General features: G+C 72.0%; 20 protein-coding genes. 7 read left to right on the top strand and 13 right to left on the bottom strand.

The window, feature by feature from the left end; all coding sequences use genetic code 11:
- Window positions 1-45: 45 nt before the first annotated feature.
- The 6 genes from M8C13_RS36100 to M8C13_RS36075 form a co-directional block, all read right to left on the bottom strand.
- Entirely contained in the window at window positions 46-315 is a 270-nt protein-coding gene (locus M8C13_RS36100; RefSeq protein WP_252485285.1) for a hypothetical protein, read from the bottom strand.
- 3 nt (window positions 316-318) lie between these two features.
- Entirely contained in the window at window positions 319-648 is a 330-nt protein-coding gene (locus tag M8C13_RS36095) for a helix-turn-helix domain-containing protein (RefSeq protein ID WP_252485284.1), read from the bottom strand.
- A 28-nt stretch (window positions 649-676) separates the two neighbouring features.
- Window positions 677-2,830 carry an MMPL family transporter gene (locus tag M8C13_RS36090; RefSeq protein WP_252485283.1) on the bottom strand — a complete coding sequence of 718 codons (2,154 nt, stop codon included), beginning with the start codon at window positions 2,828-2,830 and terminating at the stop codon, window positions 677-679.
- A gap of 58 nt (window positions 2,831-2,888) precedes the next feature.
- Window positions 2,889-4,334 (bottom strand): carboxylesterase/lipase family protein, encoded by a 1,446-nt coding sequence (locus tag M8C13_RS36085; RefSeq protein WP_252485282.1) that lies wholly within the window; start codon window positions 4,332-4,334, stop codon window positions 2,889-2,891.
- A 76-nt stretch (window positions 4,335-4,410) separates the two neighbouring features.
- On the bottom strand, window positions 4,411-4,941 hold the full coding sequence (locus M8C13_RS36080; RefSeq protein WP_252485281.1) for an SWIM zinc finger family protein: 531 nt from the start codon (window positions 4,939-4,941) through the stop codon (window positions 4,411-4,413).
- Window positions 4,938-6,746: a DEAD/DEAH box helicase gene (locus tag M8C13_RS36075; protein WP_252485280.1), complete on the bottom strand. Its 1,809-nt coding sequence runs from the start codon at window positions 6,744-6,746 to the stop codon at window positions 4,938-4,940. The genes M8C13_RS36080 and M8C13_RS36075 overlap by 4 nt, the downstream gene beginning before the upstream one ends.
- Window positions 6,747-6,974: 228 nt before the next feature.
- Between M8C13_RS36075 and M8C13_RS36070 the strand changes: the two genes are divergently transcribed.
- Window positions 6,975-7,349, top strand: coding sequence for a PH domain-containing protein (locus tag M8C13_RS36070; RefSeq protein WP_252485279.1), 375 nt, complete (start codon window positions 6,975-6,977; stop codon window positions 7,347-7,349).
- A 7-nt stretch (window positions 7,350-7,356) separates the two neighbouring features.
- Here M8C13_RS36070 and M8C13_RS36065 read toward each other — a convergent pair whose 3' ends face one another.
- Together M8C13_RS36065 and M8C13_RS36060 are read right to left on the bottom strand one after the other, a co-directional pair.
- Window positions 7,357-8,571: an RNA polymerase sigma factor gene (locus M8C13_RS36065; RefSeq protein WP_252485278.1), complete on the bottom strand. Its 1,215-nt coding sequence runs from the start codon at window positions 8,569-8,571 to the stop codon at window positions 7,357-7,359.
- Window positions 8,568-8,942 (bottom strand): YciI family protein, encoded by a 375-nt coding sequence (locus tag M8C13_RS36060; RefSeq protein ID WP_252485277.1) that lies wholly within the window; start codon window positions 8,940-8,942, stop codon window positions 8,568-8,570. Before M8C13_RS36060 ends, M8C13_RS36065 begins: the two co-directional genes overlap by 4 nt.
- Before the next feature lie 162 nt (window positions 8,943-9,104).
- On the opposite strand from M8C13_RS36060, the gene M8C13_RS36055 reads away from it, so the two are divergent.
- The 5 genes from M8C13_RS36055 to M8C13_RS36035 all read left to right on the top strand — a co-directional run bounded on the left by M8C13_RS36055 (window position 9,105) and on the right by M8C13_RS36035 (window position 15,404).
- A complete protein-coding gene (locus M8C13_RS36055; protein WP_252485276.1) occupies window positions 9,105-9,590 on the top strand; it encodes a formate dehydrogenase subunit gamma in 486 nt (161 codons plus the stop codon).
- 23 nt (window positions 9,591-9,613) lie between these two features.
- Window positions 9,614-11,173, top strand: coding sequence for an NADH-quinone oxidoreductase subunit NuoF (locus tag M8C13_RS36050; protein ID WP_252485275.1), 1,560 nt, complete (start codon window positions 9,614-9,616; stop codon window positions 11,171-11,173).
- The gene (gene fdhF, locus M8C13_RS36045) at window positions 11,170-13,974 is read left to right on the top strand and encodes a formate dehydrogenase subunit alpha (RefSeq protein WP_252485274.1); all 2,805 of its coding nucleotides are present in this window, start codon (window positions 11,170-11,172) and stop codon (window positions 13,972-13,974) included. Before M8C13_RS36050 ends, fdhF begins: the two co-directional genes overlap by 4 nt.
- Window positions 13,975-13,977: 3 nt before the next feature.
- Window positions 13,978-14,196, top strand: coding sequence for a formate dehydrogenase subunit delta (locus M8C13_RS36040; RefSeq protein WP_252485273.1), 219 nt, complete (start codon window positions 13,978-13,980; stop codon window positions 14,194-14,196).
- 140 nt (window positions 14,197-14,336) lie between these two features.
- Window positions 14,337-15,404, top strand: coding sequence for a class I SAM-dependent methyltransferase (locus M8C13_RS36035; protein ID WP_252485272.1), 1,068 nt, complete (start codon window positions 14,337-14,339; stop codon window positions 15,402-15,404).
- Here the strand turns inward: M8C13_RS36035 and M8C13_RS36030 are convergent.
- The 4 genes from M8C13_RS36030 to M8C13_RS36020 form a co-directional block, all read right to left on the bottom strand.
- On the bottom strand, window positions 15,383-16,936 hold the full coding sequence (locus M8C13_RS36030; RefSeq protein ID WP_252485271.1) for a tannase/feruloyl esterase family alpha/beta hydrolase: 1,554 nt from the start codon (window positions 16,934-16,936) through the stop codon (window positions 15,383-15,385). The two genes, M8C13_RS36035 and M8C13_RS36030, sit on opposite strands and share 22 nt — an antisense overlap.
- A 101-nt stretch (window positions 16,937-17,037) precedes the next feature.
- Window positions 17,038-17,169 (bottom strand): hypothetical protein, encoded by a 132-nt coding sequence (locus M8C13_RS44840; RefSeq protein ID WP_256510285.1) that lies wholly within the window; start codon window positions 17,167-17,169, stop codon window positions 17,038-17,040.
- Between the two features lie 48 nt (window positions 17,170-17,217).
- The gene (locus tag M8C13_RS36025) at window positions 17,218-17,388 is read right to left on the bottom strand and encodes a hypothetical protein (protein WP_252485270.1); all 171 of its coding nucleotides are present in this window, start codon (window positions 17,386-17,388) and stop codon (window positions 17,218-17,220) included.
- A gap of 72 nt (window positions 17,389-17,460) precedes the next feature.
- Window positions 17,461-17,643 carry a hypothetical protein gene (locus tag M8C13_RS36020; RefSeq protein ID WP_252485269.1) on the bottom strand — a complete coding sequence of 61 codons (183 nt, stop codon included), beginning with the start codon at window positions 17,641-17,643 and terminating at the stop codon, window positions 17,461-17,463.
- Between M8C13_RS36020 and M8C13_RS36015 the strand changes: the two genes are divergently transcribed.
- Complete coding sequence (locus M8C13_RS36015) at window positions 17,642-18,205, top strand: RNA polymerase sigma factor (protein WP_252485268.1); 564 nt, start codon at window positions 17,642-17,644, stop codon at window positions 18,203-18,205. The two genes, M8C13_RS36020 and M8C13_RS36015, sit on opposite strands and share 2 nt — an antisense overlap.
- Here the strand turns inward: M8C13_RS36015 and M8C13_RS36010 are convergent.
- Window positions 18,165-21,410, bottom strand: a complete 3,246-nt coding sequence (locus tag M8C13_RS36010) for a tetratricopeptide repeat protein (protein ID WP_252485267.1) — start codon at window positions 21,408-21,410, stop codon at window positions 18,165-18,167. The two genes, M8C13_RS36015 and M8C13_RS36010, sit on opposite strands and share 41 nt — an antisense overlap.
- Window positions 21,411-21,449: the final 39 nt, after the last annotated feature.

Below are 21,449 nucleotides of genomic sequence, written 5' to 3'. Positions count from 1 at the left end.
GGCCCCGGCAATCGGTCCGGACCGGCCGGGCTCAGCGTGCGGTGCTCACTCGACCTCGCGCAGGATCCGTTCCACCGAGGCCAGCCGGGTCTGCACCTCGGTGAGCTGTGCCCTGGCCTCGGTCAGCTCCCGGGCGGTCTGCTCCTGGGCGGCCACCGCGCGGGCGGCCAGCTCCTGGTAGGCCTGTTCGCGGGCGGCGCTGGCCTTGGCGCGCACCGAGATGAAGCTCTGCCAGATGATCACGGTCAGTACCACGGTGATCAGCGTGAAGACGCCGAACACGCCGACGAGTTCCTGCCAGGCACGGGCGCTCATGGGTCAGTCTTCCTGTTCTTCCGGTGTGCTGAGGGTGCGGGCGGCGGTCGCGACGCTGGCCGGGGTCAGCTCGATCGCGAACGGGGTCACCTCGTAGAACTTCATCGCCTTGCCGTCCGCGGACAGCTCCAGCTGAGCGCTCACCAGCCCGGCCGCCTCCAGCTTGCGCAGGTGCACCTGGAGCAGCGCCCGGCTGATGCCCAGCTCGCGGGCCAGCGCGCTGACGTACTGGCGCTCGGCGGCCAGGGCCGCGACCACCCGGAGCCGGTGCGGGTTGGCCAGGGTGGCCAGCACCCGCAGGAGGTCGTCCCCCGTCGGCGGCTTCCCGGTCATCGCGGCACCCAGCACATGAGCAGCAAGGTTAGTGCGCCCGCCGTCCTGGGAAGCGCCAGGCTCGCTCGCCGAGCAGGGCCAGCGCGGCCGGCACCAGCACGCCGCGGACCAGGGTGGCGTCCAGCAGCACGGCGACCGCGAGGCCGACGCCGAGCATCTTGTTCTCGATCGAGGTGAGCGTGACGAACACGGCGAACACCACGGTCATGATCACCGCGGCGCTGGTGACCACGCCCGCGCTGGCGCCGAGTCCGCTGACCACCGCCTCCTTGGCGGACAGGCCCGCGCGCCAGCGTTCGCGGATCCGGCTGAGGATGAAGATGTGGTAGTCCATGCTCAGTCCAAAAAGGACGACGAACATGAACAGCGGCAGCCAGCCCATCACCCCGCCGTAGGGGGTGAAGCCGAGCAGGTCGCTGAGGTTGCCGTACTGGAAGATCCAGGTGATCACGCCGTAGGCCGCGCCGATGGAGAGCAGGTTCAGCGCGATGGAGACCAGCGGCACGGTGAGCGAGCGGAAGACCAGCACCAGCAGCAGGAACGACAGCAGCAGCACGAACCCGAACACCAGCGGGGTGCGCTCGCGCAGCTGGGCGGTGAAGTCGGTGGTCTGCGCGGTCCGCCCGGACACGGCGACGTCCAGCTGCCCGAACGCGCCGAGGGTTTCGGGGATCACCTTGTGCCGCAGGTGTTCCAGCGCGCGGACCGAGGTGTCGTCGGTGCCGGAGCCGGCCAGCGGCATCCGGACCACCAGCGCCTTGTCCACCCGGTCCACGGTCAGCGGACCGGCCAGCAGGCCACCGCTGTCCTTGACCTGCGCGCGCAGCCGGTCCGCCAACGCCGTGGCCAGCATTCCGTCCACTGTGGACTCATCGCGCTGCCAGATCACCACCCTGGCCGGGGTCGGCGCGCCGGGGAAGGCTTCCTGCATGCGCAGGGCCGCGTCCACCTGGGGCACGCTGCGCGGCAGGCTGTTCACCGGGGCGGCGTCCTGGAGCTTCATGTCCAGCGCGGGCACGGTCATGGCCAGCAGCGCGAGCACCGCGGCCCCGCCCCACAGCACCGGCCGCCGGGCCACCCTGGTGGCCACGCCGGACCAGATCCGGGACTCCCGCGCCGCGGTCCGGCCCTTGCCCAGCCAGGGAATGCGGCCGCCGTCCACCCGGTGCCGCAGCGCGGCCAGGATGGCGGGCAGCACGGTCACCGAGGCGACCATGGCCAGTCCGACCACCACGGCCATGCCGATCGCGCCGCCGGTGAGCACGCCGAGCCCGGTCAGCGCCAGGCCGCTCAGGCACAGGATCACGGTGAGGCCGGAGACCAGCACCACGTGCCCGGAGGTGCGGGCGGTGGTGCGCAACGCGGTCTGATCGTCCACTCCGGACTGTCGTTCCTCGCGGTAGCGGCGCAGGTAGAACAGCGAGTAGTCGATGCCCACGGCCACGCCGACCAGCAGGATCAGCGCCGAGACCGCGCTGTTGACGGCGACCACCTTGCCGATCACCGACAGCAGGGCGAAGGTGGCCGCCAGTCCGCTGACGGTGAGCAGCACCGGGATGCCCGCGGCGACCAGCGAGCCGAACACGATGAGCAGGATGATCAGCACCAGCGGCAGGGACAGCAGGTGCGAGCGCGCCAGGTCGGCTTTGATGGCCTCGTCGACCGCGCTGGACAGGCTGCGGTCCCCCGCCTGCGCGAACAGAACCGCGGGATGGCGGGCGGCGACCGCCTGGACCGCGCCGGTGGCGAAGCTGAAGTGCTCGCTCAGCTTCGCCACCGGCCAGGCCAGCTTGAAGGTGACCAGGCCCGAGCGACCGTCAGCGGAAACGTGGTCCTGCCAACGGCTTTCCAGCGGTGAGCGGACGTCGGTGACCGCGTCGGGCCGTCGGGCCAGCTCGGCGACCAGGTCCTCCGTGGCCCTGCGCAGCTCCGGGCTGTTGCCGAAGTGCCCGCCCGGCGTGCGCGCCTGGATGAGGACCTTCTCCTCCACCGGCAGGTAGCCGTCCTGTTTGTCCAATGTGGACTGCGCGCGGCCGGTGTCGCCGGGGTCCAGGTTGCGCGCGTTGGGTCCGGTGACCAGCACGCTGGCCAGGAACGCGAGCAGGACCAGGCCCAGCCAGCCCAGGATCGCGGCCCGGCGGTGCCGGGTGGCCCAGGCCGCGATCCGATCGGTCAGTGTCATCAAGTTCTCCCCAGTCAGTCACCTGCAAACGAAAGTTAGCAGGTGCCATCCCGGGTTGTCACCTGAGCTGGGACCAGAACCCGCAGTTGTGCTCGGCGGCCAGGTCGATCCGGGTGGTGCGCTCGGCGGTGAACCGGCGGGTGCCGTGCCGGGACCAGCCCGGGTCGCCGGTGTGCGCGTAGGCCGCCCAGTGCTCGATCATGCGGTCGGCCAGGGCCTGCTGGGCCGGGGTCAGCGGCGGCTGCGGCCAGCTGAGGTCGAGCAGGTAGCGAAGCTCCGCGCCGTGCGCCGCGCCGTAGGGGAACTCGCCCAGCACGTGGCCGGTGGGTTCGGCGAACTCGAAGGTGTGCACGGGTTTCCGGCTCGCCGCGACGACCGGGAGCTGGGTGCAGGCGCCGAGCGCGCCGCCGTGGTCGGTGAGCAGGCGGGCCAGGGTGAGCGCGGGCGTGGGCTCGGCGGTGGCGGGGTACTGGGCGAGGACCGCCGGGGCGTCGGTGCCGAACAGGCTGGTGACCAGGTTGGGGTAGTCCTCGGCGGTGAGGGCGCGGTGCGGGGCGACGAACGGGCGCATCTCGTCGGCGGTGCCGCCCAGCAGCAGCGGGACCTGCGTGCTCAGCGGTTGGATTGGCAGGGTTGGGGTTCCGGCCACCGGCAGCCAGGGGCGGCCGTTGAAGTCGCGGCGCAGCACGGAAACCTGGTCCTGGTGCAGGCCGACCAGGGAGGTCAGCGGGAGACCGCGCAGGCAGGCCGTGTCCGGGCAGCCGAGGGTGGCGGCGGTGGCGCGGGCGCGGCGCTCGGCCTCGGCGCGCTCGACCATCGGGTTGGCGCACGGGGCGCTGTGCACGATGGCCCGCTGGAACAGGCCGCGGGAGGCCGGGCTCGCCAGGTGCGCGCAGACGCTGTAGCCACCGGCGGACTGGCCCCACAGCGTGACCTTGGCCGGGTCACCGCCAAACGCGGCGATGTTGGCCCTGACCCAGCGCAGCGCGGCCTGCTGGTCCTGGATGCCCAGGTTCCCGGCGTCCGGTCCCAGCTCGGGGTGGGCCAGGAAACCCAGTGCGCCCAAACGGTAGTTGAGGGTGACCACCAGGACCTTGCCGCGGGCGGCCAGCCTGCTGGGGTCGTAGTCGCTGCTCGCGCCGGTGGTGAAACCGCCGCCGGGCACGAACACCAGCACCGGCAAGCGGTCTGTCCCTTGTGGACGGTGGATGTTCAGCGACAGGCAGTCCTCGCTGCCGCGCACCTCGCCGGGTTTGCCGGCCTGGGCGCAGGCCGGGCCGGGCTGGGTGGCCTCGCGGACGCCGGTCCAGGGCCGGGGTGGGTGCGGGGGTTGCCAGCGGGCCGCTTCGGCGTACGGAATGCCTTGGTACACACGGTGTTCGGCGGTGACCCGGCCGCGCACCCAGCCCGAGCCGGTGGGGGCGAGCTCGCCGTGGTCGGCGGCGGCGACGCCCGGTAAGCCCAGCAGGGCGAGAGTCAGGGTGGTGAGTATCGCTTTGCGCATGGCGGAGACGGTGGCAGCGCGGGGACTGCCGGGGCGTCCCCGCGCCACCGTATCCGGCCTACGTGGATCGGCGTAGTCAGCCGTAGAACCCGGCCACGCTGAGCTCGCTCACCGGGATCCAGTCCGGGTCGGTGGTGGTGGCGGTGACGCCGCGCAGCTCCACCGCCAGCGCCGGGCGTTCGTCCACGGCCTGGACCAGGGCGTAGAGGGCGGCCAGCACGTGCACGCAGAGCGGCCGGCGGTCGCGGCAGTCGCAGTGCGGGGTGAGCTCCTCCGGGGGCGGGGCGATGTCGATGTCGTGCGCGCGCAACTCGGCCGCGAGGGAGTCGGGCAGGTCACCGAGGACCAGGCTGGGCGGCAGGTCCGCGAGCAGCTTGGCGGCCAGCGCGGCCGGCTCGGCGGGCCAGAGCGGGATCTCGATGCGCACCCGGTACTGGCCGGAGCCGGCGGTGAGCAGGCCGGGGGCCATGGTCAGGTCGGTGATGCCGTCGCCGCGGGCCAGGTTGCGGGCCCTGGGCAGCGACGGGTTGGGGCGGGTGACCCGGGTGGGCTCCACTGTGCGCAGCCAGGCGTGCCCCCAGGCGGTGACACCGTGCTCGGCGATCATCGGCCGATCCCCTCCAGGTTCAGGTCGAGCACCCGGTGCAGGTCCTCGTCGGGCAGGTTGGCCAGCGCGGTCTCGCTGTCGCCGGAGACCAGGTCGGCCAGCGCGCGTTTGGTCTCGTGCATCCGGGCGATGTGCTCCTCCACGGTGCCGCCGGTGACCAGCGTGTGCACGGTGAGCACCCGGTGCTGGCCGATGCGGTGCGCGCGGTCGGTGGCCTGCTCCTCCACCGCCGGGTTCCACCAGCGGTCGTAGTGCAGCACGTGACCGGCCCTGGTCAGGTTGAGGCCGAACCCGGCGGCGCGCAGGCTCAGCAACAGGATCGGCGGCGCGTCCTCGTCGTGCTGGAAGGCCTGCACCAGCTTGTCCCTGCGGTCGGCGGTCAGCCCGCCGTGCAGGAACGGGATCTCCGGCCCGCCCAGGGTTTCGGTGAGGTGGCGGGAGAGCAGCTCGCCCATGGCCCGGTACTGGGTGAACACCAGCGCGCGGTCGCCGTCCTCGACGATCTCGGCGAGCATCTCGCCGGCCCGGTCGAACTTGCCGGAGCGGCCGGGCAGCGGGCCGTCCTGGCCGAGCAGCTGGGCCGGGTGGTTGCAGACCTGTTTCAGCGCGGTCAGCAGGGCCAGCACCCGGCCGCGGCGCTCGATGCCGGAGCCGAGTCCGTCGGTGAAGGCGCGGTCCACCGCGTCCCGGTACAGCCGGATCTGCTCGTCGGTGAGCGTGCAGGCCACGGTGGTGTACAGCTTGGGCGGCAGGTCGGTGGCCACCTCGGACTTGGTGCGGCGCAACAGGTGTGGGTCGATCAGCGCGTGCAGCCGCTGGGCCGCGGTGGCCGAGCGGCGCTGCTGGATGGGCGTGGCGAACCGCTGCCGGAACCGGCCCCTGGTGCCGAGCAGGCCGGGCCGGGTGACGTTGAGGATGGCCCACAGGTCGTCGAGGCGGTTCTCCACCGGGGTGCCGGTGAGCGCGATCCGCAGCCGCGCGTTGAGCCGGGTGGCGGCCTTGGCGGCCAGCGAGTCCGGGTTCTTGATCTGCTGCGCCTCGTCGAAGATCACCGTGTCCCAGCTGGTCCCGGCCAGCTCCTCGGCGTCGGCGCGCAGCGCGCCGTAGCTGGTCACCACGACCTCGGCGGCCAGGTTGTCGAGGGAGCGCCGGGGGCCGTGGTGGGCGCGCACCGGCAGGGCGGGGGCGAAGCGGTCCAGCTCGCGCCGCCAGTTGCCGACCAGCGAGGTCGGGCAGACCACCAGGTGCGGCCCGGGGCGGGTGGCCAGCAGGCTGATCGCCTGGAGCGTCTTGCCCAGGCCCATCTCGTCGGCCAGGATGCCGCCGCCGGGCACCGAGCGCAGCCAGGCCACCCCGGTGACCTGGTACGGCCGCAGTTCCGCGCGCACCTCGGCCGCGCGCAGCTCGGCCCTGGTGCCGGCGGCCTGCCGGAACTGGCGCAGCAGCGCGGCGGGCGAGCTGATCGCGGTGCCCTCGGCGTTGGGCACCGCGTGCGCGGCCGGGGGCAGCGGCGGGTCGGCGTCCGGGTGCTGGGCCGCCTGCCGCCAGGCGCGGGCGGCGGGGCTGAGCTCGGTGGTGGTGCTCAGCAGCGCGGGCAGCGCGAGGTCCAGGTCCACCAGGCGCACCGGGGTGGGCAGCACGGTGATCCGGCCGTCCACCGGGCGGGCCAGCCGGCATTCGGCGGCCCGGCCCACCGGCAGCCCGGCCGCGGCCAGCGCGGCGGCCGGGTCGGGCGGGCCCCACCAGGCGAACGCGCCCTCGGCTGGCAGGAACGTGGCCTGGAGCTGGACGTGCGAGGTCGGCATGACCTCCCTTTCGGGGCATGGCGGTGGCCGGGACGGAATCTCGATGGGCAATCGAGACTACCTCGCGGATTGCGCTCGCGCTAATGAATCCGACATTTGACAAATCCGAATCCGTGTATCCCCGGAAATCCGTCCTTGACAAATCAGGGTTGTCATACCCACGGCTGACCTGCACGGGGTCCTGGAAGCTGACGGCACGGACGTCGTCGCGTCGGTACAGTGGAAAACGTGATCGACTTCGAGAAGGCTTCCGTATTCAAGCTCTCGCCGTGCCGTCCCGAGGACATCGCCGGATCCATCGCGCCGATCATCATCCCCGGGGAACAGCTGATCGCCGCGTTCAAGACCGTGCGGGACTACGTGGTGTTCACCAACAAGCGGCTGATCGCGGTGAACGTGCAGGGCATGCTCGGCAAGAAGAAGGACTTCACCTCGCTGCCCTACAACAAGGTGCAGGCGTTCTCCATCGAGACCGCGGGCACCTTCGACCTGGACGCCGAGCTGGAGCTGTGGTTCAGCGGCCTGGGCAAGGTCCGGCTGGAGTTCCGCGGCGACTCCGACGTGCGCGCCATCGGCCAGCTCATCGCCCAGCACACCCTCTGACCCCGGGTCAGCCCAGCTTCGCCGCCTTGGCCAGCAGGTAGCGCTGTTCCGGCTGGCTGGCGGTGCGGCGGGCGGCGCGGTGGTAGGCCTCGGCGGCGGCCCCGGGCTGGTCGTCGAGCTCCAGGAGGTGGGCGCGGACGGCGTCCAGGCGGTGGCTGGCGCGCAGGCGGTCGTCGTCGGCGAGCTCGTCGAGCAGGTCCAGGCCCGCCTTGGCGCCGTTGACCATGGCCAGGGCGATGGCCCGGTTGAGGGTGACCACCGGGTTGGGCGCGATCCGCTCCAAAATGCCGTAGAGCACCAGGATCTGCGGCCAGTCGGTGTCCTCGGGGCGGGCGGCCTCGGCGTGCGTGCCGGCGATCGCGGCCTGCACCAGGTAGGGGCCGAGCGCGCCGGTGGACAGGGTGTGCCGGAGCAGGGTCAGGCCCTCGGTGATGGCGGCCTGGTCCCAGCGGGTGCGGTCCTGTTCGTTGAGCGGGATGAGCGCACCGCCGGGGCCGGTGCGGGCGGCGCGGCGGGCGTGGGTGAGCAGCATCAGCGCCAGCAGCGCGCCGGTCTCGCTGTCGGCCGGGGCCAGCCGGTGCACCAGGCGGGCCAGCCGGATCGCCTCCGCGGCCAGCTCCACGCGTTGCAGCTGCTCGCCGCTGGAGGCGGTGTAGCCCTCGTTGAAGATCAGGTACAGCACGTGCAGCACCACCCGCAGCCGCTCGTCCCGCTCCCGCGCCGGCGGCGGGCCGAAGGCGGACCCGGTGGCCTTGATCCGCGCCTTGGCCCGGCTGATCCGCTGCGCCATGGTCGCCTCGGGCACCAGGAAGGCGCTGGCGATCTGCGCGGTGCTCAGGCCACCGACCGCGCGCAGGGTCAGCGCGAGCTGGGACGGGACGCTCAGCTCGGGGTGGCAGCACAGGAACAGCAGGGTGAGCGAGTCGTCCTCGGCCGGCGGTCCGTCCGGGGCCGGGGCCTCCGGGTCGAGCGCGAAGGCCTGTTCCCGGCGGCGGCGGGCCGAGTCGCTGCGCCAGGCGTCGGTGAGCCGCCGGGTGGCCACGGTCAGCAGCCAGCCACGCGGGTTCTCCGGCGGCCCGGCCCGCCACTGGGTGCTGGCGTCCAGGAGGGCTTCCTGCACGGCGTCCTCGCAGGCGTCGAACTGGCCGTGCCGCCGGACGAGGACGCCGAGGACCTGGGGCGCGAGCTCGCGGATCAGGTCCTCGACGTCGTTCCTGCTCACATCTCCAACTCCATACCGCCCGAGAACATCACCGGCCGGACCTCAACCGCGAGCCCGGGGAACTTGGTGTCGGGGATCAGCTTGGCCAGCTCCAGCGCCCGTTCCTTGCTCTCGCATTCCACCAGGTAGAAGCCGCCCATGAACTCCTTGGCCTCCAGGAAAGGGCCGTCGGTGACCACCGGCTGGCCCTCGGCCCCGCGCACCACCGCGCTGGCGGCCGGGTCGGCCAGGGCCTGGGTCAGGATCAGCTCGCCGGAGGCCTGGATGGTGCGGATGAACTCGCCGTGGCCCTCCCCGATCGCGGCCCGCTCCTCTTCGGTCAGCGCGTCCAGGATGGCCGGGTTGACCTGCATGATCAGCAAGAACTTCACGACGTGCTCCTCGTGTCCACGACGCCCCCGTTGGGCACCGTACACACCCTGATCGGAGCCGGTCCGCCGATCTCGACACGTCCCCGGCACAAGTCGCTCTTTTTTTCGGCGCGGGATCGGACTAACGTTGTGTATACCGTATGCACGATGGGAGACACGGGCATGCCGACAAACACGGGCGAGCCTTCGCTGATGGACCGGGTGCGCTCGGTGGTCGACCGGCATCGCGGTGATCGGGGCGCGCTGCTGCCGATCCTGCACAGCCTGCAGGCCGAGTTCGGCTACATCGATCAGGCGATGGTCCCGGTGCTGGCCGCCGAGCTGAACCTGTCCAGGGCCGAGGTGCACGGCGTGGTGACCTTCTACCACGACTTCCGCGCCGAACCCGCCGGTCAGACCGTGGTCAAGCTGTGCCGCGCCGAGGCCTGCCAGTCCGTGGGCGCGGAGGACCTGGTCGCGCACGCCGAAAACAGGCTGGGCAGCAAGCTCGGCTCGACCACCCCGGACGGCCGGGTGACCCTGGAGCAGGTGTTCTGCCTGGGCAACTGCGCGCTGGGGCCCGCGGGTCAGGTGAACGGGCGCTTGTACGGACGACTGGACCCGGCGAGACTCGATGGCATCCTCGACGCGGAGGCGGAACGCGCATGAGTCCTGCTAGCAGGGACGAATCAGTGTCCCAGTGGATCACGGTTTTTGTGCCCCGCGACTCCGCCGCCTGTTCGGTGGGCGCGGACGCGGTGGCGAGCGCGATCAGCCGGGAGGCCGCGGCCGCCGGGATCGAGGTGCGCTTGGTGCGCAACGGATCCCGCGGCATGCTGTGGCTGGAACCGCTGGTGGAGGTGGCCACCGGCGCGGGCCGGATCGGCTACGGGCCGGTCTCCGCGGGCGAGGTGCCCGAGCTGGTCAAGGCCGGGCTGTTCACCGGCGGCGCGCACGAGAAACGCCTCGGCCTGGTCGAGCAACTGCCCTGGATGGTCGCGCAGCAGCGGCTGTGCTTCGCCAGGGTCGGCGTCACCGACCCGGTCTCCGCCGAGGACTACCTGGCCCACGGCGGCATGGCCGGCCTGCGGCGGGCGCTGGCCATGGACCCGGCCGAGGTGGTCAAGGAGGTCACCGACTCCGGGCTGCGCGGCCGCGGCGGCGCGGGCTTCCCGGCCGGGATCAAGTGGAACACCGTGCTCAAGGCCGACGGCGAGCTGAAGTTCGTCTGCTGCAACGCCGACGAGGGCGACTCGGGCACCTTCGCCGACCGGATGCTGATCGAGGGCGACCCGTTCTGCCTGATCGAGGGCATGGCCATCGCGGCGTATGCCACCGGGGCCACCGAGGGGTACGTGTACCTGCGCTCGGAGTACCCGGACGCGGTGGCCACCCTGCGCCAGGCCGTCGAGGTGGCCTACGCGCGCGGCTGGCTCGGCCAGGACTACCTCGGTTCTGGGCAGCGCTTCGACCTGTTCGTGCGGGTCGGCGCGGGCGCCTACATCTGCGGGGAAGAGACCTCGATGCTGGAGAGCCTGGAGGGCAAACGCGGGATGGTGCGGGCGAAACCGCCCATCCCGGCGATCACCGGCCTGTTCGGCAAGCCGACCGTGGTGAACAACGTGCTCACCCTGGCCTCGGTGCCCAGCATCCTGGCCCACGGCGCGGCGGCCTACGCCGCGCTGGGGGTGGGCCGCTCGCTGGGCACCCAGGTCTTCCAGCTGGCAGGCAACATCAAGCACGGCGGGGTGTTCGAGACCGCCTTCGGCATGTCGCTGGCCGAGCTGGTCAACGACTACGGCGGCGGCACCCGGTCCGGGCGGCCTCTGCGCGCGGTGCAGGTCGGCGGACCACTCGGCGCGTACATTCCCGCGTCCACAATGGACATTCCTTTGGACTACGAGGCGTTCGCCGCGGCACAGGCGATGCTCGGGCACGGCGGCATCGTGGTCTTCGACGACACCGTGGACATGGCGGCCATGGCCCGCTTCGCCATGGAGTTCTGCGCCGAGGAGTCCTGCGGCAAGTGCACCCCGTGCCGGGTGGGCTCGGTGCGCGGGGTGGAGACGATCGACCGGATCGTCGCCGGCGTCGACCCGGACGCCAACCTCGCGCTGCTGGGCGATCTGTGCGAGCTGATGACCGAAGGTTCGCTGTGCGCGATGGGCGGGTTGACGCCGAACCCGGTCCTGTCCGCGCTGCGGCACTTCCCGGATGACTTCACCGCCCGGCACGAGGGGACGGCATCATGACTCTGTTCAAGGAACACGACCTCGGCACCCCGGCCAAACCCGGCGAGGCCACCGTCAGCATCGAGGTCGACGGCATGCCGGTGCGGGTGCCCGAGGGCACCTCGGTGATGCGCGCCGCGGCCGAGACCGGCATCGACATCCCCAAGCTGTGCGCCACCGACTCGTTGGAGGCCTTCGGTTCCTGCCGGCTGTGCCTGGTCGAGATCGACGGCCGCCGCGGCACCCCGGCCTCCTGTACCACGCCGGTGGCCGAGGGCATGCGGGTCAGCACGCAGTCGCCGAAGCTGGAGAAGCTGCGGCAGGGCGTGATGGAGCTCTACATCTCCGACCACCCGCTGGACTGCCTGACCTGTTCGGCCAACGGGGACTGCGAGCTGCAGGACATGTCCGGCGTGGTCGGGCTGCGGCAGGTGCGCTACGGCTACGAGGGCGAGAACCACCTCGACCTGGAGACCGACAGCAGCAACCCCTACTTCGACTTCACCCCGTCCAAGTGCATCGCCTGCTCCCGCTGTGTGCGGGCCTGCGGCGAGGTGCAGGGCACCTTCGCGCTGACCATCGAGGGCCGGGGCTTCGACTCCAAGGTCGCCGCGGGCGCGGGCGAGCTGTTCATGGACTCCGAGTGCGTCTCCTGCGGCGCCTGCGTGCAGGCCTGCCCGACCGCGACGTTGCAGGAGAAGTCGGTCATCGAGCTGGGCATGCCCACCCGTAGCGTGATCACCACCTGCGCGTACTGCGGGGTCGGCTGCTCGTTCAAGGCCGAGCTGCGCGGCACCGAGCTGGTGCGGATGGTGCCGTACAAGGACGGTGGCGCGAACGAGGGCCACTCCTGCGTCAAGGGCCGCTTCGCCTTCGGCTACGCCACCCACCCGGACCGGCAGCTCGAACCGATGGTGCGGGACAGCATCGACGAGCCGTGGCGGGTGGTGGACTGGGAGACCGCGATCACCACCGTGGCCACCAAGATGCGCGAGATCCAGGCCCGCCACGGTCCGGCCTCGATTGGTGGCATCACCTCCTCCCGGTGCACCAACGAGGAGGTCTACGCGGTGCAGAAGATGGTCCGCGCGGCCTTCGGCAACAACAACGTGGACACCTGCGCGCGGGTGTGCCACTCCCCCACCGGTTACGGGCTCAAGCAGACCTTCGGCACCAGCGCGGGCACCCAGGACTTCAAGTCGGTGGCGCGGGCCGATGTGATCGTGGTGATCGGGGCCAACCCGACCGACGGCCACCCGGTGTTCGCCTCCAGGATGAAGAAGCGGCTGCGCGAGGGCGCCAAGCTGGTGGTGATCGACCCGCGCCGGATCGACCTGGTCCGCTCCCCGCACATCGAGGCCCAGCACCACCTCCAGCTCAAGCCGGGCGCGAACGTGGCCGTGGTGAACGCGCTGGCGCACGTGATCGTCACCGAGGGCCTGGTCGATCAGTCCTTTGTGGACGAACGCTGCGAGGGCTTCGAGGAGTGGGCGGAGTTCATCGCCCGGCCGGAGAACAGCCCGGAGGCCACCGAGGAGCTCAGCGGGGTCCCGGCGGCCGAGCTGCGCGCGGCGGCCCGGCTCTACGCCACCGGCGGCAACGCGGCCATCTACTACGGCCTCGGCGTCACCGAGCACAGCCAGGGCTCCACCATGGTGATGGGCATGGCGAACCTGGCCATGGCCACCGGCAACATCGGCCGCGACGGCGTGGGCGTGAACCCGTTGCGCGGGCAGAACAACGTGCAGGGCTCCTGCGACATGGGCTCCTTCCCGCACGAGCTGCCCGGCTACCGGCACGTCTCCGACGAGGCGGTCCGGGAGGTCTTCGAGACCCTGTGGCAGCGGCCGATCATGGCCGAGCCGGGCCTGCGCATCCCCAACATGTTCGACGCGGCCATCGACGGCAGCTTCCGGGCGCTGTTCGTGCACGGTGAGGACATCGCCCAGTCCGACCCCAACACCAACCACGTCTTCAGCGCGCTGCGGGCGATGGACCTGGTGGTGGTGCAGGACCTGTTCCTCAACGAGACCGCGAAGTTCGCGCACGTCTTCCTGCCGGGCACCTCGTTCCTGGAGAAGGACGGCACCTTCACCAACGCCGAGCGCCGGATCAACCGGGTCCGCCCGGTGATGGCGCCCAAGACCGGCAAGCACGAGTGGCAGATCGTGGCCGAGATCGCCCAGGCCATGGGCTACCCGATGTCGTGGAACAACACCAGCGAGATCATGGACGAGATCGCCGCGACCACGCCCACCTTCGCCGGGGTCAGCTTCGAGCGGCTGGACAAGCTGGGCAGCATCCAGTGGCCCTGCAACGCCAACGCGCCGGAGGGCACGCCGATCATGCACGTGGACGGCTTCGTCCGCGGCAAGGGCCACTTCGTGCCGACCACCTACGTGCCGACCAAGGAACGCAGCACCCGCAAGTTCCCGCTGATCCTGACCACCGGCCGGATCCTCAGCCAGTACAACGTGGGCGCGCAGACCCGGCGCACCAAGAACGTGGCCTGGCACCCGGAGGACCTCCTGGAGATCCACCCGCACGACGCGGAGGTGCGCGGCATCAACGACGGCGACGAGGTCTCACTGGCCAGCAGGGTCGGCGAGACCACGCTGCGCGCGGTGCTCTCGGACCGGATGCCGGTCGGCGTCGTCTACACCACCTTCCACCACCCGGTCACCGGGGCGAACGTGGTCACCACGGAGAACTCCGACTGGGCCACCAACTGCCCCGAGTACAAGGTCACCGCGGTCCAGGTCGGACTGCGCAGCCCGGTTGCCCCGTCCCAGGCCGAAGCGGCCGAAGCACTGGTGGAGTAACGCATGTCGACCACGTCCCAGTCACCGCAGGTGCGGCTGATCAACGAGATCGCGGCCCAGTTCGAGGGCCAGCCGGTGGAGCGGGCCTCGGCGGTCATCGCCGAGCACGTCCGCGCCTTCTGGGACCCGCGCATGCGCGCGGACCTCAACCGCCAGCTCGCCGACAACCCCGGGGCGCTGAACCCGCTGGCGCTGGCGGCGGCCACCCTGTTGCGCGGCTGAACCCCTCGCGCCCGTTCCGGTCCATCGGGACGGGCGCGAGGGGTTAGGCTGGCGGCATGACCTGTCCTGTGTTCGCCGCGGTCGTTCGCTGAGCCCGCTCCGTTTCCGGAGCCCCTCAGTCGAACCAGCGGAACAGGACCATGAACACGGGTTTCTTCGACGACGGCCGGAGCTGGCTGTCCGCGCGGAACGCACCGCGCCCAGAGAACATTGTTGAGACAGACGACCGGATCGCCGCGGCCGAGGCGCTGCGGCTGTGCCGGGGCGGGGTTTTCCTGCTCTGGCAAGGAGACTGGACCGGCGCGCGGCGGTTGCTGCGGGCGATGGACCGCCGAATGCCATGGCGCGGCGGGGACTTCGGGCGCTGGCGGCAGCACCGGGCGTCGCGGGCGGCGGTGCTCGGGCGGGTGCTGGTGCCACTGGACATCCCCGGCGTGCCGCCGATGACACCGGCGGCCTGCGCGCAGGTCTACGGCGAGATCGACCGACCCGCGGTGGTGTCGGCCCGGGAGCTGCTCGGGGTGCTCGGCGCGTACGAATGGCGGCGGCAGGGGGTGTTCGTGCCGGGGCTGGGCGCGCGGATCCACCCGCACTACGGCGTCTTCCCGCCGACCCGCCACGAGTACGTCGACCTGGTGGCACGGGCCGAACCACCGGCAGGCACGCTGGCCTTCGACATCGGCACCGGCACCGGAGTCCTCGCCGCGGTGCTCGCCCAGCGCGGATTCCACGTGGTGGCAACGGATCTAGATCCCCGAGCCGTCGACTGCGCCAGGGACAACCTGCACCGCCTGGGACTGCGGGCCGAGGTGCGCCAGACCGATCTGTTCCCGCCGGAACGCGCGGACCTGGTGGTGTGCAACCCACCCTGGCTGCCGGGCCGGGTGCGTGGCGGCCTGGACCGCGGCGTGTTCGACCCCGGCGGCCGGATGCTGACCGCGTTCCTGGACCGCCTGCCCCGGCACCTGCGGCCCGGCGGTGAGGGCTGGCTGGTGCTCTCCGACCTGGCCGAGCTACTGGGCCTGCGCGAACCCGGCGCGCTGGCCGCCGCGATCACGGCCAGCGGGCTCCGGGTGCTGGGCACCAGCTCGGTCCGGCCCCGGCACCCCAGGGCCACCTCGGCGGCCGGGCCGCTGCACGCGGCGCGGGCCGCCGAGGTGGTCACCCTGTGGCGGTTGGGCGTCGATCAGGCACGGGCGCAGCGGTAGCTGCTCGCCTGCTTCGGGTCACCCTTCCCGTCGTACTGCGACACCAGCGGATACCGGCACAGGTTCCGGGTGGTGTCGTTGATCGCGGCGGGCAGGGTGTCCGGGGCCTTGCCCTGTTCCACCCAGCTCACCAGCGCGCCCAGCGGGTCCACCGGAGCCGGGCCCGTGCCGCCGCCGCAGTGGTCCACGCCGGGGGCCATGAACACGCGGTAGAACTCGTCCACGCGCGCCGCGCCGCCCATCCGGCGCTCCACCCGGTCGCGGTAGTCGGTGGTGCCCTGGGCGAAGATGATCGCGTCCGACCAGCCGTGCCAGGTGATCATCTTGCCACCCGCGCGGCGGAAGCCGGACAGGTCCGGGTTGTCGGTGGCGATGAACCGGTCCATCAGCGCAGGCGACTTGGCCGCGATCCGGTTGAACTCGCGGTAGTCCACCGACTTCAGGTCGAACTTCGGGTCCTGCTCGACGAAGTAACGCACCCAGTTGTCCGCGATCGGGTTCGGCTCGGCGTCGCCGACCACGGTGAACGGCGCGCCCTTGGGCAGGCCGAACCAGGCGGGGTGCCCGGTCCAGATCTTGCGCACCACCTCGGCGGTGGCCCGGCTGATGGTGATCTCCTTGCCGTCACACTGGATCTTCGTCCCGACCAGCTTCGCCGGGTCGAACCCACAGCGCAGCGGCTGCTCCAGGACTCCGTCGGCCACGCCGTCCTTGGTGTCGCAGGCCTGCACCGCGGCCCGCTGGAACGCCTCGAACTCGCAGAGGCTGGGCCGGGTCTTCTCCTGGTTCATCACCACCTGGCCCCACAGGTCGGCGACCAGGAACCGCGGCATGCTGATCGCGGGCGCGGCGGCCAGGATGCCGTCGTAGTCGGCCGGATAGCGCTGGGCGTTCATCAGGCCCTGGCGACCGCCGGTCGAGCAGCCGTTCCAGTAGCTGAAGTCAGCGGGACGGCCGAAGTGCGCGGCGGTGACCGCCTTGCCTGCCACCGCGAGGTCGTGCAGCGAGCGGGAGGCGAAGTTGGTCAGCAGCTCCTTGTTCACCCGGCCGTCCGGCCCCAGCGCCCAGGAGGCCGGGTTGAGGCCGTCATCGCCGACCCCGCCGTCAGTGGTCGCCGCGGCATAGCCCTGGGCCAGCGCGGAGGCCAGGCCGAAGGTGAAGTTGCCCATGGCGAAGCCGCCACCGCCGACACCCTGGAAGCGGCCGTTCCAGCCCGCCTTCGGCAGCCAGGCCTGCACCAGGACCTTGTCGTTCACGCCAGGGTGGGTGAGCGTCACCTTGATCTCGCAGGCCGCCGGGTAGGCCAGCGGCGGGAACCAGGGTTCCTCGATCACCCCGGCGGGCTTGGCCTCGGCGGTCACCGACAGCACGCGGGCGCCGGGCACAACAGGAGCAGTGGGCGGCGCGCACTCGGCCGCGGTGGAGGAGGGGGCGGCCGTGGCGAGCGCCGGGAAGAGGGGCAGCAGCAGGGCCGCTGCGGTCAGCGGCGCGAGCGCGCGCCGGAGTCGATGGTGGACCGGGCTGGCAGACATGCGCCGAACCTAGCCGGGTGGCCGGATCCGCACACCCGAGTTCCGCCGCGGGCGAACCGCCGGACGGCCCGCAGGGCGCCGTCCGGCGGTCCGGATCATTGTCACCAACCGCAGTGGCCGCAGGTGCCGGCCAGCACGGTCACCGGCGGGACCGGCGCGGCCTGGGCGGTGGTCAGCACACCAGCCGCCAGGACACCGGACAACGCCAGCGAAACGAGAAGCACGCGCTTCATGTAATCACTCCACAACGTGAACCAGTTGTTTACCCACGGTCGGCCAATTCAGCAATGACCGCACTCGGCGAGCACGGTGCCGCAGCCGCCGACGCAGCCACCGCCCGGCTTGCCACTGTCCACACTCGTGCTGACCTGCGCACTGAAGGCCGCGGCGAGTCCGGAGCCCAGACCGGCGAGACCGGCGAGAGCCATGACGAGCACCAGCACACGTTTCATGAATCAGCCCCTGATCAATAAGGGAACGTCCGCCCTCGCACACGTTCCGCGCTGACTTGACGGACGCTGAACCTAAACCACCGAACCGCGAAAGAAAAGGGCTGGGCAAATCGCGTCCCTATTGACCGAAAAGTCAGAGCAAGTTGAATGGTGAACTTCAATCGGCGTCAGGTTTCCATCCAGTTTTCGCCAATCCCGGGCGCGCACGATCACCGGGCTGCTCCCCACGCCGAGCGAACCGATCGGGCGGAACATGTCGCACACCCTGCACGCCGAGTCCGGCTCACTGGTCAACCGCTGTCAGAACCGGGAGGAGGACGCCTGGACCGAGCTGGTGCACCGCTACGGCCGGCTGGTGCGCGCGATCGCCGCCTCACTCGGCCTGCGCCGGGCCGATGTGGAAGATGTCGCCCAGCAGACCTGGATCCGGGTCTACGAGGGCATCCGCTCGGTCCGCGAGCCGGAGCGGGTGCGGGCCTGGATCGTCACCGTGGCCAGGCGGGAGGCGTTGCGGCACCTGAACCGGCGGGCCTCCGGCGAGCTGCCGATCGGCGACCAGGACTACTTCGACATGCCCGACGAACAGGCCTGCCCGGCGGAGCACGTGGTGCTGGAGGCGGAGCTGGACGCGGCGCTGGCGGTGGTGGCCAGGCTGCCGGAGGCGCAGCGGCGGCTGCTGGTGCTGCTCTTCGGCGCGCAGTCGGTCAGCTACGACGAGATCAGCGCGCGGCTGGGCATCCCGCGCGGCTCGATCGGCCCGACCAGGGCCCGGCTGCTCAGGCAGCTCCAGTTCGCCCTCGACGGCTGGCGGTCATGAGCTCGGGCTCGGGCAGGCCCAGTTCGCGGTAGGCCTGCTCGGCCCGCCGCCGGTGCTCGGCCGCGGTGTCCGGCACCTCGTGCACCGCGCCGAGGCCGTGGTGGGCGTGCGCCTGCTCGTGCCGGTTGTGCGCGAGGTCGCTGCGGTGCAGGGCCTGCTCGAACCAGATCCGCGCGTTGGGCGCGTCCTCCAGCAGCCGGTGCAGGTCGCCGAGGTGGTTGAGGGTCATGCACTCGCTGAACAGGTTCCCGGTCTCGCGCTGCAACTCCAAGCCCTGCAACAGGTTCTGCGCGGCTTCGGGTAGTTGCCCGGTCCACATCAGCACTTCGCCGAGGTAGCCCAGCGCGGCGCCTTCCCCGGACGGGCAGCCGATCTCCCGGTACACGCTCAGCGCCTGCTCCAGCAGCTCGGTGGCCTCGCCGGGCCTGCCCACCCGCAGCAGGGCCTGGCCCAGGTTGCTCAGCGCGTTGGCCTGGTGCCGCCGGTAGCCGCTTTCCCGGTGCACGGCCAGCGCGCCGCGCAGGTGCTCAAGGGCTTCGGCGTAGCGGCCGATCCGCAGGTAGGTGTGGCCGAGGTTGTTCAGCGCGCCGCCGATGCCCAGCCGGGACCCGGTGGCGCGGTTGACCTCCAGGGCGGAGCAGAAGTGCTCGATGGCCTCGGGGTAGCGGCTGGTGCGCAGGTAGAGGTAGCCCAGGTTGATCAGCGAGATGCCCTCGCCCGCGCGGAACCCGCCGCGCCGGTACAGGCGCAGCGCGGACTCCAGCCGCCGCTGGGCGTCGGCGTAGCGGCTGGTGTGCAGGAAGACATTGGCCAGGTCGTTCTCCGCCTCGCCCTGGCCGATCAGGTCGCCGATCTCGCGGTAGATGTCCAGGGCCTGGGTGAGACTGGCGACGGCTTCGGGGTAGCGGCCGGTGGGTTCGTAGATGCCGCCGAAGCGGCGCAGCGCGGTGGCCTCGCCGCGGCGGAAACCGGCCGCCCGGAACAGTTCCAGGGCTTGTTTGAGGTTGTCCACGGCTTCCCGGTAGCGGCCGAGGCGGGCGCAGGCGGAGGCCAGCCCGAGCCTGCTGCAGGCCTGCGCGTGCCGGTCGCCGAGCTCGCGGCTGGCCTCCACCGCGCCGTGCAGGGCGCGCAGCGGCGCCCGGCCCCTGGTGTCGAAGTAGGTCTCCAGGGTGTGCGGCAGCTGCCAGCCGACCTGGTGCCTGCCCTCCTCCTGGGCCTGGGTGATGGCCGCGGCCAGGTTGGGGTACTCGGCGTCCTGCCAGTTCAGCGCCTGCTCCGGGGTGCGCAGCCACGGGCGCGGTTCGGGCGCGCTGGGCAGCCAGACCAGGTTGGGGTCCAACATGATCGCGGCCGCGCCGCTGGTGCGCACGTAGTGCTCGTACATCCGCTCCAGCGCGGCCGCGCGGGCCGGCTCGGACTCCTCCTCCTGGGCAGCGCGGCGGGCGTAGTGCCGGAGCAGGTCGTGGAACTGGTAACGGCCGGGGGTGGGCTGCTGCACCAGGTGCACGTCGACGAGCTCCTCGAGGAGGTCCTCGGTCTCGGGCACCGGCAGGTCGGCCAGCGCGGCGGCCACCCGGACGTCGAAGTCGGGGCCGGGCACCAGGCCGAGGAACCGGAACAACCGGGCCTTGGTGTGCGCGAGCTGCCGGTAGGACAGGCTGAACGCGGTGCCGACACAGCGGTCCCCGGCGGCCAGCTCGGTGAGCCGCCTGCGTTCGTCGCGCAGCCGGGTGGCCAGGTGCGCGGCGGTCCAGGCGGGCCGGGCGCGCAGCCGGGCGGCGGCGATGCGCAGCGCGAGGGGCTGGCGGCCGCAGAGCTCGACCACCTCGGCCACCGCGGCGGCCTCGGCGGTGGCGGGCGGGTGGTCCACGGTGCGGGTGAACAGGTCGGCGGCGGCCTCGCGCGGCAGCACGTCCAGGGACAGGGTCTGCGCGGTGTCCAGGTCGGTGAGCCTGCGCCTGCTGGTGACCAGGGTCAGGCAGCCCGCGGTGCCGGGCAGCAGCGGGCGGACCTGGGCGGCGCTGGCCGCGTTGTCCAGCACCAGCAGCAGCCGTTTGTCGGCGAGCTCGGCCCGCCACAGCGCGGCGCGGGCGTCCAGGCGTTCCGGGATCTTCTCCCCCGCCACGCCGATCGCGCGCAGCAGGGTGTCCAGCGCGGCGGCCGGGTCGGTGGGCTCGTGGCCCGCGGTGTGCGCGTGCAGGTCGATGAACAGCGAGCCGTCCGGGAAGTGCGTGGCCAGCTGATGCGCGGCGTGCACGGCCAGGGTGGTCTTGCCGACCCCGGCCATGCCGTCGATGGCGGTGATCACCAGCGCGGTGCCGCCGGGCCGGTCGGTCTCCGGCAGGGTGGCCACCAGGCGGCGCATCTCCTCCTGGCGGCCGGTGAAGTCGACGATGTCGGCCTGCAGGTCGTTGCGCCGGGCGCTGACTCGCGCCGCGGGACGCTGGGGCGGGGGTTCGCACTCCCCGTGCAGGATCCGCTCGTGCAGCTCGCCGATCTCCGGCCCGGGGTCCACGCCGAGCTCCTCGGCCAGCGCGGTGCGCAGCTCCTGGTGCACCCGCAGCGCCTCGGCCGGCCTGCCCGCCCGGCAGAGCGCGCGCATGAGCAGGGCGTGCAGGCGTTCGCGCAGCGGGTTGGCCGCGGCCAGCGCGCTCAGCTCGGCGACCAGGTCGCCGCGCCCGCCACCGTGCTCGAGCACGCAGTCGGCCAGCTCCTCCTGGGTGAGCAGCCGGTACTCGGCCAGCCGGGCGCTCTCCGCGGCCAGCATCGGGGTGGCGGTCACCCCGGCGAAGGGCTCGCCCCGCCACAGGCCCAGGGCCTCCCGGTACCGGGCCAGGCAGGCCTCGAGCCTGCCCGCGCTCCTGGCCATCCTCGCCTGCTCGACCAGCGCCTCGAAGCGGTGCAGGTCCAGCTCACCGGGCCGCAGGCTGAGCAGGTAGCCCGGTGAGCGGCGTAGTAGCCAGGCCGGTCCGCCTTTGCGCTGGCCCAGCGCACAGCGCAGCCGGGAGACGTAGGCGTAGATCTCGGCCTTGGTGTCCACCGCGGTGCCCTGCGGCCACAGCTCCTCGGCGATCCGGTCGATGCTGACGATGGCGCCGGCGTTGGCGAGCAGGATGCCGAGCACGGTGCGCGCCCTGGGTGTGCCCAGCGGCAGCGACCGCCCGTCGAGCACGGCTTCCAGCGGTCCCAGTACCCGAAACTCCACTGACTGACCCCACACACTTCACCAGCGACTATGTCCTCC

Origin of the sequence: Crossiella sp. SN42 (assembly GCF_023897065.1) — a bacterium.
Lineage (GTDB): Bacteria > Actinomycetota > Actinomycetes > Mycobacteriales > Pseudonocardiaceae > Crossiella.
Note: the sequence above shows the minus strand (reverse complement) of the source record. Positions and strands in the feature narration are given on the sequence as shown.